We start from the raw sequence: 17,440 nt of genomic DNA, 5'->3' as shown, positions 1-17,440 counted from the left end.
ACTTGGAATCATTCAGTCAGCGGCTAAATACTCAGCAACTCCAATAATAAATTGGTCTGAAATTTGCTTTTATCACGTCAGTGAAGTTTTTGCGGCTGTTAATTGCCGCTTCGGCAGGTACCCATATGCTAAATCTAGTTCTGAATAATACGCCAAAGGTGAATAGTGAACCTTCGGCATTAGAGCAAACTGCATCATCAAACGACAGCTCAGAGCAAAAGAGCTTTTTAGAGGCTTTTAGAGCGCTCAATGATGCGAGTGAGCAACATGCACCTCGGATTTCTGAGGCGTTAGGTACAGACCAAGAGGTGGTTGACAACTCTGACGAAGCCCCCGCTAACGAATTTACACATTCAGACTCTGCGGAAAAATCTGAAGATAACATCGATGATGAACAACAAAAGCCGCAAGGTGAAGCTGCTGACACATCAGGGCAAGATCTACTCGCTCAGATAAATGCGGCTAACCAGCAAAAAACGGATGTTGTTAGGCACCAGTCTAGTAGTGATGGGACTGACGAGCAGCAAGCCGACGGTGCAGACAAGCAAAGCTTTAAGTTTTTGTACGATAAATTGAACGATGAGATAGTCGTCAAAAACCATCCCAAAGATCAGGTTAGCATACCTAAAGTGCCAGAAAACGTGAGTTTGCAGGCAGATGAAGAACCAACTGAAGATCCCCTTAAGTCTGAGTTGAGTAAAGCGGCAGCACAAGGGAAAGCAGAGCAAAACATAGAGGGTGAAGAAGCCGCTGTTAAGAATAGTAAAAAAGAAGCGCAGCTAAACGACTCTACGAAGAAGTTGAATAACGAAGTCGCAGCAAAGCAAGTTGTCAGTGAGGAAGAAAAGACAAAACTTCACTTAGCCGCTGAAAATGACGCTAAAGTTTTGCAGGGTAAACTGAGCGCCGATTCTGTCGGCTCAGGGCAACAAACAAAAAATGACAGCGTTTTAACAGCGACACAAAGTACGGCTCAGTCAGGTAAAGCTCCACAACAATCTGATATTGCAAAGCAAGTGCACGACATTCTAAACAAAGCGCAAAGTGTAGCTACTGCTAGCGAAGCAAGCCCGGAAATGCCAGAAGCAGAGGTTAAGTTGGGTCAAATTCTCAATAAGCAACTTGAATCTTTGAGTCCTAATGAGCGTAAGGTGCTGCAACAAGGGCTGCAGCAGCTTGCCGATAGTGGTAAAGCAAGCCCTATGGCTGAACGTGCATTGTCACAACTAGCAGCCCTTGAGGAACAAGATGCTGCACAAAGTAAATCAATGAATACCCCTTTGACCGTAAACATACCGGGTACAACCAATAAAACGGTGAGCTATAACAGTACCAAGGTGGATAAAGAGAGTATTAAAAGTGAGATGAAAAATGCATTTAAAGGCACTGAGAAGGATGCAACAACTGCACAGTTCATGAACGAGAACAAAAAAGAGTTCAATAATTTGGTGAACTCAATCGCGCAGGCTATGCCGACGCCGCAAGCGGAGCAACTGTTTAGAGCGATTGCATCGCCAGCGCAGAGCGCTTCGCAGCAGGTTGATAATATGGAATTTGTTAAATATGTTGAGCAAATGGATGCAGCACAACATCATACTCAACAAACCCAGCATGCCAACAGTACAACGCAAAAGGTAATCGTTGATCCCCAGCTTCTGCAAGCAATTAATATTGCGCGTAATGATGCGGCTAAAGTGCTTCAAGAAAAAGTATCGATGATGTTGAACCTCAATAATCAAGAGGCCGAAATCCGTCTAGACCCCAGAGAATTAGGCAGTATGCAGATCCGCATAAGAACAGATGCTGAACAAGCTCAGGTTAACTTCGTCGTTCAAAATCAACAGGCTAAAGATCTACTTGAAGAATCTATGCCGAAATTACGAGAGATGTTAGCAGAGCAAGGCATCGAGCTTGGTGAAAGCAATATTCAACACGGTGGCGAAGGAGGAAGTGACACGTCTGATGATAACAAAGGTAGCTCACTTGCTAATTCTGACACAACAAACGAATCAAGCAGCGAAGAAAATTCAAACAGTGGAGCGCGGCCTAATATAAACGATGGTTCTTCAATAGATTATTACGCCTAACTACTGCTATTATATAGAAATAGACCCTTAAGCTGAGTGCTTGAATAAGGATTAACATGGCAGAAGAAACCGACTTAGAAATAGTAGAAACCGGCGGAAAGAAAAAAATCATTATTGCGGGTGCTGCAGTACTTGTTTTGGTTGTAGTAGCTGTATTCTTCCTTTTATCATCCGATGATGAGCCTGTTGAAACACTGGCAGAAGAAACGACAGCAGCAGAGGTTGCTACAACAGCCGCCGCTTCAGCAGATACGGGTAGCGCGTTATACGTTGCTATGCCTCGACCATTTGTTTTTAATGTGCCAGGCGCTAGCCGAGATCGAATTGTACAAATTAAAGTGCAGTTGTTGGTCCGTGGCGATGTGAATGAAGAGATTGCTAAAAAGCATATTCCATTAATTGAAGGCACTTTACTGAGTGTTTTCTCCACAACGACTGCGGATGAACTGACGACCAGCGCCGGAAAAGAAACGCTTCGTTTGGCTGCGGTTGACAAAGTACAAGAAGCGATGGAAAGCGTGGAAGGTAGTAAAGTCATTGAACGTGTTTTATTCACCGGCTTTGTAATGCAGTGAGGTCTTAAGTGAGTGATTTATTATCTCAAGACGAAATTGACGCGCTATTACATGGTGTCGATGACGTTGATGAGGAAGAAATAAACGACGGCGATGACGGGGAGTCCTCCGCGTTACAATATGACTTTTCGTCACAAGATCGTATTGTTCGTGGTCGTATGCCTACGCTCGAGATTGTGAACGAACGTTTTGCTCGTCACATGCGCATCAGCTTATTCAATATGATGCGTCGCACCGCGGAAGTCTCTATCAACGGTGTTCAAATGCTCAAGTTTGGCGAGTATATTCATACACTGTTCGTACCTACCAGTTTGAATATGGTGCGGTTTAGACCTCTAAAAGGAACGGGGCTTATTACCATGGAAGCCCGTTTGGTATTCATTTTAGTAGATAACTTCTTTGGCGGTGATGGCCGTTACCATGCCAAAATTGAAGGTCGAGAATTTACGCCAACTGAACGACGTATCGTGCAAATGCTGCTTAAAATTATCTTTGAAGATTATAAAGAAGCATGGGCACCCGTTATGGATGTGTCGTTTGAATATCTAGACTCTGAAGTAAACCCCGCAATGGCAAACATCGTGAGCCCGACAGAAGTGGTGGTTATTAGTTCCTTTCATATTGAGCTTGATGGGGGCGGCGGAGATTTCCATATTTCTCTACCTTATTCAATGCTCGAACCGATCCGTGAGTTACTCGATGCGGGTGTGCAATCAGATACAGAAGACACCGATCTTCGCTGGAGTAAAGCTCTGCGTGACGAGATTATGGATGTGGAGGTTGAGCTTTCAACGCAACTTTTGGAGATAGATTTAACATTACAACAGGTGATGGAGCTAAAGGCTGGTGATGTTATTCCTGTAGAAATGCCGGAACATATCACCGTATTTATTGAAGAGTTGCCTACATTTAGAGCGAAAATGGGCCGCTCACGAGATAATGTTGCCCTGCAAATTAGTGAGAAAATTAAACGTCCAGAGTCTGTTAAGTCTGAGCTGCATGTATTTACTAAAGGTGGTAAAAAGCTGGACTCAGATGCTGAACTGGCTGAATTAGAAGAAGATTTACACCTTTCTGAAGGCGTAGACTTAGACTGGTAAAGATTGATTATATTAAGGTTTTGATAGTATGAGTGATGATCAAGATACAATGGACGAATGGGCAGCAGCGTTGGCTGAAGCTGAAGAAAGTGAGCAGGGCGTTGAACCTGAAGTCGCAGAACTCGATGAGTTATCTGAAACGAGTTCGAACATATCGCCGGACGAAAAACGTAAGTTAGATACGATTTTAGATATCCCGGTCACCATATCCATGGAAGTAGGACGTTCTAAAATCAATATTCGTAACTTGCTGCAGTTGAACCAGGGCTCGGTTGTTGAACTGGACCGTGTTGCAGGTGAACCGCTAGATGTATTGGTTAACGGTACATTAATCGCTCATGGCGAGGTGGTGGTAGTTAACGACAAATTTGGTATTCGTTTAACTGACGTGATAAGCCAAGTGGAACGTATCAAAAAACTACGATGAGAAGCCTTTTACTCTGCTTGCTGTTTTTAATATCAGCACCAAGTTTAGCGAAGCAACCAATGGCAGGTTTGAGTACAGAACTTATATCCGTCGGCCTGTCATTGATGTTGGTGGTACTCGTTATTATCGGTTTGGCATTTGTGGTAAAAAAGTTGAATCCGAATGTTGGTAATAGCCGAGATTTCAAAGTGATCAGGAGCTTGCCTTTGGGTACGAAAGAGCGGTTAATGGTGATAGAAATCGATAATAAACAACATCTATTAGGCGTAACACCACACAGTATTAATTACTTACATCAACTCGAGCAACCCTTAGAAGAAGCGCAAGTTCCTGCTTTTGCGAAAGAGCTTAGTCGGTTTTTAGGTAATCACAATAACAACAAGAACAAGCCCCATGATTAGATTGATATTACTGCTACTTAGTTTGAGCTTTATACCTTTTGCGGGCGCTGAAGGGATCGAAGCACTGAGCGTAACGACTAACCCGGACGGTTCTCAAGAATACTCGGTAACGCTGCAAGTTTTAGCGATAATGACCGCGCTGAGTTTTATTCCTGCTGCGGTGATCATGATGACTTCCTTTACGCGGATCATTGTTGTATTGGCCATTTTGCGTCAAGCTATCGGCTTGCAACAATCACCTTCTAACCAAGTACTCCTTGGTATGTCCTTGTTTTTAACCTTTTTTATTATGGCGCCTATATTTAGCCAAATAAATGACAGAGCGGTGCAGCCTTATCTCAATGAGCAACTCACTTCAATGCAAGCACTTGAGCAAGCTAAGGAGCCTTTGAAGACTTTTATGTTGTCTCAAACGCGCATTAAAGATTTGGAGACATTCGCTAAAATCGCGGGTTACGACAAGCTTGATAGCCCAGAAGACACGCCATTTATCGTGATTATTCCAGCCTTTGTGACGAGTGAGTTACAAACGGCCTTTATTATTGGCTTTATGTTCTTCATCCCATTTTTGATCCTAGACTTGGTGGTGGCCAGCGTTTTGATGGCGATGGGTATGATGATGTTGTCTCCGATGATCGTCTCGCTTCCATTTAAAATTATGCTGTTCGTCCTCGTGGATGGTTGGGGTTTGGTCATGGGTACCCTCGCGAGAAGTTTTGGACTAGGGGTGTAGTATGGAACCAGAAGTATTTGTCGATATTTTAAGCGATGCCCTGTTTCTGGTGATAAAACTTGTTGCAGCTATTGTTTTACCAGGTCTTATGATTGGTTTAGTTGTCGCCGTTTTCCAAGCGGCAACTTCAATTAACGAGCAGACATTGAGTTTCTTACCTCGTCTCATTATAACAATACTAGCATTGATCATTGCTGGCCACTGGTTAACACAAGAGCTCATGGACTTCTTTACCGGGATTGTGATGCGCATACCCGAAATTGCAGGCTAGCTATGGAAGTTCAACTTGGCGTATTAATGCAATGGTTGAGCGACTTACTGTTACCGTTAGTGAGAATAAGCTCTATGATCATGGTGATGGCGGGTCTAGGCGCACAAACAGTGCCAACGCGCATAAAGCTAGCGTTATCGGTGGTAATTACTTTCGCCGTAATGCCGGCGTTACCTAAATCTGAATTCGTGGAGTTATTTTCATTTGCCATGTTGCTGGTCGTCATTCAGCAAATGATTATCGGCATCGCGATTGGTTTTGCGTCTTTGCTATTGCTTAATACCTTTATTATTGCGGGTCAAATACTGGCTATGCAGACGGGTCTCGGTTTCGCTTCGGTTGTTGATCCTGCCAATGGTATGAGTGTACCGGCTGTTGGTCAGTTCTATCTTATCTTAGCAACCTTACTATTCTTTGTGTTCAATGGTCATTTGATGATGATCCAAATGATAGTGTTCAGTTTTGAAACATTTCCAATTAATGGGCAGTGGTGGCTTGTTGATAACTATTGGCAAATTATCAATTGGGGAGGCTGGATGTTTACCACAGCATTAGCATTATCACTCGCCCCTTTGACTGCTATGCTAGTGATTAACATCTCGTTTGGTATTATGACTAGAGCGGCACCGCAGATGAATATCTTCTCTGTAGGCTTTGCATTTACATTAGTAGCTGGCCTCACAATTATTTGGGCAACATTGGGTAACTTCGTTGTACAGTTTGAGTTTCAGTGGGTAAAAATGACGGAGCTAATGTGTAATTTAATAGGTTGTACGGTGTAGATATGGCGGAAGATTCGGGTCAAGAACGTACGGAAGAACCCACGGACAAAAAGATCTCTGAGTCCAGAAAAAAAGGTCAAGTCGCTCGTTCGAAAGAGCTTGGGACGACATTTGTGCTTATGTTTTCAGCTATTGCGTTGTTGCTATATGGCCCGGCGATAGGCAAAGGCTTGTTTAATGTAATGACTCGCTCATTAACACTCAATCGAAATGAGACCTACGACACAACGAAGATGTTTGCTGTGTGGGGGAGTGCTTTTTCGGAATTGATTTTCCCGCTAGCCATGTTCGTTTTCATTATCGCTTTGGCAGGGATTATAGGAAACACCCTGCTAGGTGGGTTTAACTTTAGCTGGGAAGCGGCGGGGTTTAAAGCCAGTAAAATGTCTCCAGCAAAAGGCCTAAAGCGTATGTTAGGACCACAGGCTGCAATTGAATTAGTAAAGTCAATACTTAAGTTTGTACTTGTTGCGGGCTTCGCTATTTTTTTGATCAATACATTTTTCGACGAAATTTTGCACCTCAGTATTGAGGCTGTGCCAGACAGTGTCGTGCATGCTTTGGAAATACTGGCTTGGATGTTCTTGGCGCTCAGCTGTACTTTAATTATTATTTCTGCGATAGATGCACCTTACCAAAGCTACAACCATCATAAGCAGTTAAAAATGACCCTCCAAGAAGTTAAAGATGAGTACAAAAACTCAGAGGGTGATCCACAGATCAAAGCGCGTATTCGTCGTACGCAACGAGAAATGTCTCAACGGCGAATGATGCAAGATGTACCTGATGCCGATGTTGTAGTGACTAACCCAACGCATTACTCCGTTGCGCTTAAGTACGACACAGAAAAGGCGGGAGCGCCGATCGTCATTGCAAAAGGCGTAGACGAATTAGCGATGCAAATACGAAAAGTAGCCATTGGTAATGAGGTGCCTATCGTTGAGTCGCCAGCACTCACTCGCTCTTTGTACCATACCACAGAAGTGGGTCACCAAATCCCAGATCAATTGTTCACTGCGGTTGCACAGGTATTGGCTTACGTCTTTCAACTTAAGCGTTTCAAAAAGGGTCGAGGACGGCGTCCAACAGAAATCAATAAAGACTTACCGATACCGGATAACTTAAAACACTAGTAAAAATTTGGCGTGCTAATTGCTTTATTAGCTTAGTGTCAATATTTTGCAGTTGTTAAGTTATGGAATTTAAAGCAGTTTTAGCACAGCTCAACAAAGATAAGAAAGAATATGCCAAAGGCGTAGGGACGCCTTTGTTGGTACTTGCTGCGTTAGGTATGGTTATTTTACCCTTGCCTCCTTTCTTGTTGGATATTCTATTCTCTTTCAATATTGCATTAGCATTGGTTGTACTGCTGGTCACTGTTTACACCATGAAGCCGCTTGAGTTTGGTATGTTTCCCGCCGTGCTGCTGATCGCAACCATTATGCGCTTGGCGCTTAACGTTGCCAGTACCCGAGTGGTGTTACTCGAAGGTCACAATGGCGGAGACGCGGCTGGTAAAGTTATTGAGGCGTTTGGCTCAGTGGTTATTGGTGGTAACTATGCTGTTGGTCTTGTGGTGTTCTTAATTCTTATTATCATCAACTTTGTCGTAATCACGAAAGGTGCGGGTCGTATTTCAGAAGTATCTGCACGTTTTACCCTTGATGCGATGCCAGGTAAACAAATGGCGATTGATGCTGACTTAAACGCCGGTTTTATTAGTGCAGATGATGCGCGTGCAAGACGTGAAGAAGTAACGCGTGAGGCAGATTTTTACGGCTCAATGGATGGTGCCAGTAAATTTGTTAAAGGTGATGCGATAGCGGGTATCGTGATCTTGGTTATCAACATTGTTGGTGGTTTGTTTGTAGGTATGATCCAGCACGATTTGTCATTTGGCAGAGCGATGGAAGTATACACCTTGCTGACCATCGGTGATGGTTTGGTGGCACAGCTTCCTTCACTATTACTGTCAATTGGTACTGCTATTGTCGTTACTCGTCAAAACGAATCTCATAACATGGGCGACCAGTTCAAAACTCAGTTAGGTAATGAAAAGTCACTTTTCATCGCATCTGGCATTCTTGTTGTAATGGGGGTCGTGCCGGGCATGCCACATATCGCCTTTTTAAGTTTAGGCGCACTGCTTGGTTATCTTGCGTACTATACACAGCAACAGAAAAAACAAGCCGAGGAAGAAAGCGCGGCTGCTGAGGCCAAAGGTGGTGCCGTTGCAAAACAGCAGGACCAAAAAGAATTGGGCTGGGATGATGTACAGCCAGTTGATGTTATTGGATTAGAGGTGGGTTATCGCCTTATACCTCTAGTTGATCAAGCTCAAGGTGGTGAGTTACTGAGCCGAATTAAAGGGGTGCGTAAGAAACTTTCCCAAGAGCTTGGCTTCTTAGTTCCGCCAGTGCATATTCGCGATAACCTTGAGCTTGATCCAAATGCTTACAACATCACATTAATGGGTGTAGGGTCAGGTACAGGTGAATTAAAGCATGGTGATGAGCTAGCAATTAACCCAGGTCAAGTGTTTGGTCCTATCAAGGGGATTGAAACTAAAGATCCGGCGTTTGGTTTGGACGCGGTCTGGATTAAGCCTGAACAAAAAGATGAGGCACATTCTTTAGGTTATACCGTAGTAGACGCAGCAACGGTTGTCGCAACGCATATCAGCCAATTACTCACCAATAACGCATCGTTGTTACTTGGTCATGAGGAAGTACAGAATTTATTAGATATGCTAGCTAAGAGTCATCCTCGTTTAGTTGAAGGTTTAGTGCCGGACATTTTACCGCTGACTACGGTAGTAAAAGTGTTACAGAATTTGCTTAACGAAGGCGTCGCAATTCGTGATATGCGTTCAATTGTTCAAACCTTAGTTGAGTATGGCCCACGTAGCCAAGACCCTGATGTATTAACGGCTGCAGTGCGAATTTCACTGCGTAGATTAATCGTTCAAGACGCCGTTGGTAACGCGGATGAGATCCCTGTCATAACATTGGCGCCTGAGTTGGAACAGATGTTGCATCAGTCACTTCAGAACGCAGGTGATGAAGGGGCAGGAATCGAACCAGGCCTTGCTGAGCGGCTTCAAAACTCGTTGAGAGAAGCGCATCAAACGCAAGAAATGCTGGGTGACCCGTCCATTTTATTAACCTCAGGTATGTTAAGAAGTGTGCTTTCAAGATTTGTTAAACATACGATCCCCGGCCTTCGCGTGATGTCATATCAAGAAGTGCCAGATGAAAGACAAATTAAGATTGTGAGCTCAGTTGGACAGTAATAGGATTAAAGGGGTTGTAACATGAAAATTAAACGTTTTTTTGCCAAAGATATGCGCACCGCACTTAAAGAAGTGAAAGAAGAGCTTGGTGTTGATGCTGTAATCATGTCAAACAAAAAGCTGGCTGATGGCGTCGAGATTGTTGCTGCTATTGATAATGACCGTGCACCTGCGGCAACAAAAGCGCCTAAAGCAGAGCCTGCGCATCAAGCTCAGCCTCAAGCAGCCGCCCCACGTTTTGTTCGCCCAGAGCCACAAAGAGCGCGTCCAGAGCCACAAGCTCAGGTTGCTGATAGTTTAGAAGCGTTACTTGAGCGTCAAGCCCCACGTCCACGTTCACCGCAGTTAGCCTCTATGTTTTCGCAATCTGGTATTGATACTGAGCAAGTGTTTAAAGCTCGCGCACAAGCTGAAACACACACCCATGCTCAGGAGCGCTTTCAACAGCCACAACATCAACACAGAGCACAAACGCAATCATCAAGCTGGCAGTTTGATGATGAATTAGAAGCTGGGTTTGGTGATGATATGGATCATGACGATCCAAAGCATGATGAAATGAGTGCGATGCGCGAGGAAATGAACGCTATCCGTCAACTTCTTGAACATCAGGTGTCAGGTTTGATGAAACAAGAAATGGCTCGTCGGGATCCAACACGTGCTTGTTTAATTGATCGCCTGCAAGGCATGGGTATTGATGCAGAAGTTGCACAGCAAATGGCGTGCTTTATCCCCGATGACGTATCACGAAAAGAAGCGTGGAACGCGTTACTGAATATGGTTGTAAACCAAATGCATACCACTAATAACGACATTCTTCGTCAAGGTGGTGTATACGCGTTTGTTGGCCCTACAGGCGTAGGCAAAACGACCACCGTTGCAAAGCTTGCAGCACTTGGTGCACAAAAGTACGGCGCTGATAAAGTGGCATTGATCACAACAGATACATATCGTATCGGCGCATATGAGCAATTGTCTACTTATGGTCGGATTATTGGTTGCCCGGTTAAACAGGTAAAAGATGCGAATGAACTTGCAGAAGTTTTGTACCACTTAAGAAATAAAAGACTAGTATTAATAGATACCGCAGGAATGAGCCAACGTGATTTGCGTTTAACTGAACAGTTAAATACTTTGATGCGTAGCACGCGTGTAGATATTCGCAGCTATTTAGTGTTAAGTGCCACATCGCAAATGCATGTGTTACAAGAAACGGTTCGCCATTTCCAAAAAGTAAACTTAAGTGGCTGTATTTTCACCAAACTTGATGAATGTCTAAGTTTAGGCGAGATTATTAGCATAGCGATTCAAAATCGCCTGCCAATAGGGTATCTTACCAATGGACAGCGAGTTCCTGAGGATATTCGCGTCGCGAATGCTCAAAAGCTAGTCAAAAAGGCTGAGCAATTGTATTTAAAAAGAATAAAAGCACAACATTCGAGACCTGTAGCAGTAGCGTCTCAGACAGTAGGAATGTATGATTAACACAGTTTTAGATCAAGCAAGTGGCCTGCGTAAAATGAGTCAAAATAATAATCACGGTGTTAAAGTTATCGCTGTAACCGGTGGTAAGGGTGGTGTAGGCAAAACAAATGTCTCGTTGAATACCGCAATTGCGTTAGGCCAGCAAGGAAATCGCGTCTTAGTATTAGACGCTGACTTAGGTCTGGCTAACTGTGATGTCATGTTAGGCTTAAGGGTAGAAAAAAACCTTTCTCATGTGCTTTCAGGAGAGTGTGAGTTAGACGAAATACTCGTTGAAGGGCCAGCGGGAATTAAAATTGTGCCAGCGACGTCGGGTTCGCAAAGCATGGTTGAGCTAACTCCAGCAGAACATGCGGGACTGATCCGTGCTTTTAGTGAGCTAAACACCGAGTTTGATATATTAATTGTCGATACCGCAGCGGGTATCTCTGATATGGTTCTTAGTTTCTCTCGTGCGGCTCAAGACGTCGTTGTCGTAGTATGTGATGAACCAACTTCTATTACTGATGCTTACGCACTTATCAAAGTACTAAGTCGTGAGCATGGCGTATATAAATTCAAGATTGTTGCCAACATGGTGCGCAGTTTGCGCGAAGGCCAAGAATTATTTGCTAAACTGTCAAAAGTAACTGACAGGTTTTTAGATGTGGCACTTGAGTTAGTCGCAACCATTCCGTTCGACGAAAATATGCGTAAATCATCAAGGCGTCAAAAAACGATTGTTGAGCTTTTTCCAAACTCACCTGCAGCAGTTGCGTTTAGGGGGCTCGCTAGCAAGGCTGTGAAGTGGCCAATTCCACATCAACCTTCTGGTCATTTAGAGTTTTTTATTGAACAACTTGTCAACGGGTAACTATGGCATCATCGGTGAGTAGAGCGATGGGGTATCAGACGTCTGAAAATATACACAAAGTGGTTGAGCGTCATGCGCCGCTAGTGAAAAAAGTCGCGTGTCATTTATTGGCGCGTCTACCAGCTAATATCCAATTAGACGATTTGGTCCAGTCAGGTATGATCGGCCTAATTGAAGCGTCGAAAAATTTTGATGCTTCGAAAGGGGCGAGTTTTGAAACTTTTGCGGGTATTCGCATTCGTGGCGCCATGCTTGACGAAATTCGCCGAGGAGACTGGGCACCTCGTTCTGTTCATCGCAAAAGCCGCATGGTTGCAGAAGCCATCGCTGAGCTTGAATCAATTCTCAATAGAGAGCCAAAAGATACTGAAATAGCTGAAAAACTTGATATTACGCTGGATGAGTACCATCATATTCTTAATGATGTAAATAGCAGTAAAGTGATAGGTATTGAGGACTTAGGTGTTGATGAAGATGTTATTTCGCCATCAGGCGAGGATTTATCGCTAGACAAACCATTTAATAATGTTAAAAATGAACGCTTTAACGAATCGTTGGTCGCAGCGATTAAGTCTTTACCTGAAAGAGACGCTTTAGTTTTGTCGTTGTATTACAATGATGAAATGAATTTAAAAGAAATCGGCCAGATACTAGATGTAAGTGAGTCTCGTGTTAGCCAAATTCATGGGCAGGCAATGATAAGGCTAAGGGCCAAAATCAATGACTGGGTCAATTAGAGTAAAAATAATAGGTTCAAACCTCACTGGAGGATGTTTTGGATAAAAACATGAAAATTCTCGTGGTTGATGATTTTTCTACAATGAGGAGAATAATCAAAAACCTGCTTAGAGATTTAGGCTTTACCAATGTACAAGAAGCTGATGATGGCAGTACTGCGCTTCCAATGCTACAGAATCAAGAGTTTGATTTTGTGGTAACAGATTGGAATATGCCTGGTATGCAAGGGATTGATTTACTCCGTGCAATTAGGGCGGATGAGAATCTTAAGCATATCCCAGTGTTGATGGTAACTGCTGAAGCAAAGAAAGAACAAATCGTGGCAGCAGCCCAAGCAGGCGTAAATGGTTACATTGTTAAGCCGTTTACGGCAGGAACACTAAAAACCAAGTTAGAAAAAGTGTTTGAGCGTTTAGGCTAAGAAATAAGAAGGAGAGGCTAATGTCAACGCCTTCTGTGCCTCAGATCAGCCTTGAGCAGGCAAAACAGCTTGTTGCATATTTGGAACAAGGTGAACAAGAAAAAGCAGATCAATTAATTTTGGAAGCTGCCAATAAAGAGCAGTCTGAGTTGTTTGCAGAGGTGGGTAAGTTAACTCGCCAATTGCATGAATCTTTAAAAAACTTTGAACTCGACACGCGTCTTGCCGATCTGACGACTGAAGCCATTCCTGATGCAAAGCAACGTTTAAATTACGTCATGGAAATGACAGAGAATGCAGCTAATAAAACCATGGACGCAGTTGAGGCAAGTTTACCGCTTGCTCAACAATTAGCTGATGATTTGTCTGATATTAAGCCTACATGGGATCGCTTGATGCGACGTGACATTCAGTTAGGTGAGTTTAAATCACTATGTCACGATTTAGATAAGTTTATGCAAGGGTCACAAACTAGAACAGATGAACTACAAAGTTTGATGACCAATGTTTTAATGGCTCAAGATTATCAAGATTTAACAGGGCAAGTTATTCGTCGAGTTATAGAGCTAGTCAGAGAAGTAGAAGATAGCCTAATTAATTTATTGACTGTTTTTGGTACTACAGACGAGCAGCCAGGTAAAGCAAAACGCTCAGAGGCGAAAGCTGCTCCAAAAGATATTGAAGATGTAAATGTTGATGATATTTCAGGTCCTGAAGGGCCAATTATCGACGCGGATTCAAGGGATGATGTGGTATCAGGGCAAGATGAAGTTGACGACTTACTGTCAAGTTTAGGCTTCTAATTAGGAGAGTATGCATGAGCTTTGAAGTCGATGAAGATATCTTACAAGACTTTCTTGTTGAAGCCGGTGAGATCCTAGAACTGTTATCTGAACAGTTAGTCGAACTAGAGAATAATCCAGAAGATAAAGAGCTGTTAAATGCAATTTTCCGCGGATTTCATACGGTTAAAGGGGGCGCAGGCTTCCTGAGTATGACGGAACTCGTTGATGCCTGTCACGGGGCGGAAAACGTGTTTGACGTACTAAGACAAGGGCAAAGAAAAGTAACATCTGAGCTGATGGATGTTATCTTACAGTCTTTAGATACGATTAATGAAATGTTCGCGCATATTCAAAACCGTGAACAACCAGACCCAGCTGACCCTGCATTGTTGGAAACACTCCACCAATTGAGCAAGCCAGCTTCAGCTGACGAAGTGATTTCTCCACCACCTGCTGCGAGTGCACCAGAGCCTGTCGAGGAAGACGTCCCACCAGTTCCTGAAGTGGAGGCAGATGATGTTCTGTTTGATATCGATACTTCAGATGTTTCATCAAATGGCGACGATGCCAGTATAGATGAAATTACGGAAGATGAATTTGAGAGTCTGCTAGATGAACTGCATGGCACCGGTAATGGTCCTGCGTCTGTGAGTAAGCCTGCAGGGGAAGAGTCTGATGATGGTGATATAACGGATGATGAGTTTGATAGTCTGTTAGACGAGCTTCATGGTGTGGGTAGTTTTGGCGCTTTAGATAAGTCAGGTACACCGAGTGCGGCCCCCGCAAGCACTCCACCTCCAGCTGTTTCAAGTAGCGATAACGACGAGGAAATCAATGATGATGAATTTGAAGCGCTATTAGATGAATTGCACGGTAAAGGAACAGCCCCTCGTTCAGTAGAAAGTGGTGCATCAAAGAGTACGCCTGCGGCTAAACCAGAACCTCAACCAGAAGCAGCGAAGCCTGCGCCCAAACCGCCTGCAACCTCGGCCCCGAGCCCTGCGGCTACAAAAGCGCCAGCGCAAACGCCAGCTTCTGATAGTAAAGCTGCGCCTGCGGCTGCCGCTAAAAAGGCACCCGCGGCACAGGCGGAAACGACCGTTCGTGTTGATACCAAGCGTTTAGATCAAATTATGAATATGGTCGGTGAGCTGGTACTGGTTAGAAACCGATTGGTGAGCTTGGCTAACAACACTAACAGTGAAGCGATGGGCAAGGCTATTTCTAACTTAGATGTGGTCACGGCTGATCTTCAAGGTGCTGTGATGAAAACCCGTATGCAACCGATCAAAAAAGTGTTTGGTCGATTCCCTCGGGTTGTACGTGACTTGGCTAGAAGCCTTAAGAAAGACATTAACCTTGTTCTAGAAGGTGAAGAAACAGATTTAGATAAAAACCTTGTAGAGGCGCTTGCCGATCCGTTGGTGCACTTAGTTAGAAACTCAGTAGACCATGGGATCGAGATGCCGGAGGTACGTGAAGCAGCAGGTAAGGTCCGTACAGGTACCGTTACGCTATCTGCTTCACAAGAGGGTGACCATATTTTACTGACCATTAGAGATGATGGTGCAGGTATGGACCCTGAAAAACTAAAGAAAATAGCTATCAATAAAGGCGTTATCGACTCTGATCAAGCGAGTCGTTTGTCTGATACAGAAGCGTATAACCTCATTTTTGCGCCGGGCTTCTCGACCAAAGAAGAGATATCTGATATCTCAGGTCGGGGTGTGGGCATGGATGTAGTTAAGACCAAAATTACTCAGCTGAATGGTTCGATTAATATTCAATCTGAGTTAGGTGTTGGTACTATCCTGGAAATTAAGGTACCTCTGACACTCGCGATTCTTCCAACCCTCATGGTCATCGTTGGAGAGCAAACATTTGCTTTACCTTTGGCTGGGGTAAGCGAAATTTTCCATTTAGATTTGACCAAGACCAATATTGTTGACGGTCAGTTGACGATCATTGTTCGTGAAAAGGCGATACCGCTTTTCTATTTAGAACATTGGTTGGTCAAGGGTGCTGATAGAAACAGGAGAAAAGCTGAGGGTCATGTGGTTATTGTTCAAATGGGGACGAAGCAGGTTGGCTTTGTGGTGGATTCACTCATTGGGCAAGAAGAGGTGGTTATTAAACCACTAGATGCATTACTGCAAGGTACTCCTGGTATGGCTGGTGCAACAATCACATCAGATGGTGGGATTGCTTTGATCCTTGATGTGCCTAATATGCTTAAGCATTATGCTGGTAAATAGTGTTTTGCATGTAGTGACTTAAATCTTAGTGGTGCCCCGCGCACCACTTTTTGGATCTGTATATTTGAATGAGCGTGCCAATGGCAGTTAAAGTATTAGTAGTTGATGATTCAAGTTTTTTTAGACGCAGAGTAAGTGAAATTCTTGAACTAGACAGTGAAATTAAAGTAATTGATTTTGCTGTTAATGGTAAAGAGGCAGTCGAGAAAGCAGCACAGCTAAAGCCTGATGTGATCACAATGGATGTTGAAATGCCTGTACTGGATGGCATTAGTGCAGTAAAACAAATCATGGCAGCGACGCCTACGCCTATTTTAATGTTCTCTTCGTTAACTAGAGAAGGCGCTAGTGCGACGTTAGATGCTTTAGATGCAGGGGCACTAGACTTTCTACCTAAAAAGTTTGAGGATATAGCTAGAAATAGCGACGATGCGATTAAATCTCTACAAAATAAAGTAAAAGAGATTGGCCGTCGACGCCTGTCACGTTTTGCAATAAGTCCGGCGACCAGGCAGCCTACACGTCCATCAACTGGCACAGGGATTTCGCAGCCAGATAGAACCTTTCAACGCCCGATGGCGAGTTCATCACCAATTGCAGCTAAAGCGTCGGGCAAAAAGTATCAATTAGTGGCGATTGGAACATCAACGGGTGGTCCAGTTGCGCTTCAAACCATCTTGACGCAATTACCAAGTAATTTTCCACATCCGATATTATTGATTCAACACATGCCAGCGGCTTTCACTCCGGCATTTGCTGCTCGCTTGAATAGCCTTTGCAAAATTAAGGTGAAAGAAGCGGAGCAAGGTGATAAGTTGCAGCCAGGTGTTGCATACCTGGCTCCTGGTGGTCAGCAAATGATGGTTGAATCACGAGGCACCTTAAAAGTGTTCGAAGATGATAGTCCGAGAATTACATACAAACCGAGTGTTGATGTGACCTTTGCCAGTGCAGCCAAAGCCTACCAAGGTGATGTACTTGCGGTTGTATTAACAGGAATGGGCGCAGATGGAAGAGATGGTGCCAGAATGCTGAAGCAAGCTGGTGCAACAATTTGGGCACAAGATGAAAAGACTTGTGTGGTCTATGGTATGCCACAGGCAATTGCTAATGCCGGGCTCGCTTCTGAGCATCTCGCATTAGGTGAAGTTGCTGCAAGAATATCAAAAGAGGTTGGCTGTTAAATTTCCACCATGGACAGGCAATAAATAATAATAACAAAAGCTGATAACTTG

At 43.8% G+C, this 17,440-nt stretch carries 17 protein-coding genes; all 17 read left to right on the top strand.

Annotated elements, in window-relative coordinates; all coding sequences use genetic code 11:
* Positions 1 to 125: 125 nt before the first annotated feature.
* Positions 126 to 2,087, top strand: coding sequence for a flagellar hook-length control protein FliK (locus AC5FX4_RS14295; protein ID WP_493607029.1), 1,962 nt, complete (start codon positions 126 to 128; stop codon positions 2,085 to 2,087).
* A 56-nt stretch (positions 2,088 to 2,143) separates the two neighbouring features.
* Complete coding sequence (gene fliL / locus AC5FX4_RS14290; RefSeq protein WP_493607028.1) at positions 2,144 to 2,662, top strand: flagellar basal body-associated protein FliL; 519 nt, start codon at positions 2,144 to 2,146, stop codon at positions 2,660 to 2,662.
* 8 nt (positions 2,663 to 2,670) lie between these two features.
* Positions 2,671 to 3,762 (top strand): flagellar motor switch protein FliM, encoded by a 1,092-nt coding sequence (gene fliM, locus AC5FX4_RS14285; RefSeq protein ID WP_493607027.1) that lies wholly within the window; start codon positions 2,671 to 2,673, stop codon positions 3,760 to 3,762.
* A gap of 28 nt (positions 3,763 to 3,790) precedes the next feature.
* Complete coding sequence (gene fliN / locus AC5FX4_RS14280) at positions 3,791 to 4,189, top strand: flagellar motor switch protein FliN (protein ID WP_493607026.1); 399 nt, start codon at positions 3,791 to 3,793, stop codon at positions 4,187 to 4,189.
* Between the two features lie 59 nt (positions 4,190 to 4,248).
* The gene (gene fliO, locus AC5FX4_RS14275; RefSeq protein ID WP_493607025.1) at positions 4,249 to 4,590 is read left to right on the top strand and encodes a flagellar biosynthetic protein FliO; all 342 of its coding nucleotides are present in this window, start codon (positions 4,249 to 4,251) and stop codon (positions 4,588 to 4,590) included.
* Positions 4,583 to 5,323: a flagellar type III secretion system pore protein FliP gene (fliP, locus tag AC5FX4_RS14270; protein WP_493607024.1), complete on the top strand. Its 741-nt coding sequence runs from the start codon at positions 4,583 to 4,585 to the stop codon at positions 5,321 to 5,323. The genes fliO and fliP overlap by 8 nt, the downstream gene beginning before the upstream one ends.
* A 1-nt stretch (position 5,324) precedes the next feature.
* On the top strand, positions 5,325 to 5,594 hold the full coding sequence (gene fliQ, locus AC5FX4_RS14265) for a flagellar biosynthesis protein FliQ (protein ID WP_493607023.1): 270 nt from the start codon (positions 5,325 to 5,327) through the stop codon (positions 5,592 to 5,594).
* A gap of 2 nt (positions 5,595 to 5,596) precedes the next feature.
* Positions 5,597 to 6,376 carry a flagellar biosynthetic protein FliR gene (gene fliR, locus AC5FX4_RS14260; RefSeq protein ID WP_493607022.1) on the top strand — a complete coding sequence of 260 codons (780 nt, stop codon included), beginning with the start codon at positions 5,597 to 5,599 and terminating at the stop codon, positions 6,374 to 6,376.
* Positions 6,377 to 6,378: 2 nt separating this feature from the next.
* Complete coding sequence (gene flhB, locus AC5FX4_RS14255; protein ID WP_493607021.1) at positions 6,379 to 7,509, top strand: flagellar biosynthesis protein FlhB; 1,131 nt, start codon at positions 6,379 to 6,381, stop codon at positions 7,507 to 7,509.
* Between the two features lie 62 nt (positions 7,510 to 7,571).
* The gene (gene flhA / locus AC5FX4_RS14250; RefSeq protein WP_493607020.1) at positions 7,572 to 9,668 is read left to right on the top strand and encodes a flagellar biosynthesis protein FlhA; all 2,097 of its coding nucleotides are present in this window, start codon (positions 7,572 to 7,574) and stop codon (positions 9,666 to 9,668) included.
* 21 nt (positions 9,669 to 9,689) lie between these two features.
* The gene (gene flhF, locus AC5FX4_RS14245) at positions 9,690 to 11,153 is read left to right on the top strand and encodes a flagellar biosynthesis GTPase FlhF (protein WP_493607019.1); all 1,464 of its coding nucleotides are present in this window, start codon (positions 9,690 to 9,692) and stop codon (positions 11,151 to 11,153) included.
* Positions 11,146 to 12,006: a MinD/ParA family ATP-binding protein gene (locus tag AC5FX4_RS14240; protein WP_476287763.1), complete on the top strand. Its 861-nt coding sequence runs from the start codon at positions 11,146 to 11,148 to the stop codon at positions 12,004 to 12,006. The genes flhF and AC5FX4_RS14240 overlap by 8 nt, the downstream gene beginning before the upstream one ends.
* 2 nt (positions 12,007 to 12,008) lie before the next feature.
* Positions 12,009 to 12,743 carry an RNA polymerase sigma factor FliA gene (locus tag AC5FX4_RS14235; RefSeq protein ID WP_493607018.1) on the top strand — a complete coding sequence of 245 codons (735 nt, stop codon included), beginning with the start codon at positions 12,009 to 12,011 and terminating at the stop codon, positions 12,741 to 12,743.
* 38 nt (positions 12,744 to 12,781) lie between these two features.
* Entirely contained in the window at positions 12,782 to 13,165 is a 384-nt protein-coding gene (cheY, locus tag AC5FX4_RS14230; RefSeq protein ID WP_070991394.1) for a chemotaxis response regulator CheY, read from the top strand.
* Between the two features lie 20 nt (positions 13,166 to 13,185).
* On the top strand, positions 13,186 to 13,968 hold the full coding sequence (locus AC5FX4_RS14225) for a protein phosphatase CheZ (RefSeq protein WP_493607017.1): 783 nt from the start codon (positions 13,186 to 13,188) through the stop codon (positions 13,966 to 13,968).
* Positions 13,969 to 13,982: 14 nt separating this feature from the next.
* Positions 13,983 to 16,205, top strand: a complete 2,223-nt coding sequence (locus AC5FX4_RS14220) for a chemotaxis protein CheA (protein WP_493607016.1) — start codon at positions 13,983 to 13,985, stop codon at positions 16,203 to 16,205.
* 80 nt (positions 16,206 to 16,285) lie between these two features.
* Positions 16,286 to 17,389 carry a protein-glutamate methylesterase/protein-glutamine glutaminase gene (locus tag AC5FX4_RS14215; RefSeq protein WP_493607015.1) on the top strand — a complete coding sequence of 368 codons (1,104 nt, stop codon included), beginning with the start codon at positions 16,286 to 16,288 and terminating at the stop codon, positions 17,387 to 17,389.
* Positions 17,390 to 17,440: the final 51 nt, after the last annotated feature.

The sequence above is a fragment of the Pseudoalteromonas sp. ATL1 genome (genome assembly GCF_058933015.1).
This window is presented reverse-complemented; position numbering and strand designations above follow the sequence as displayed.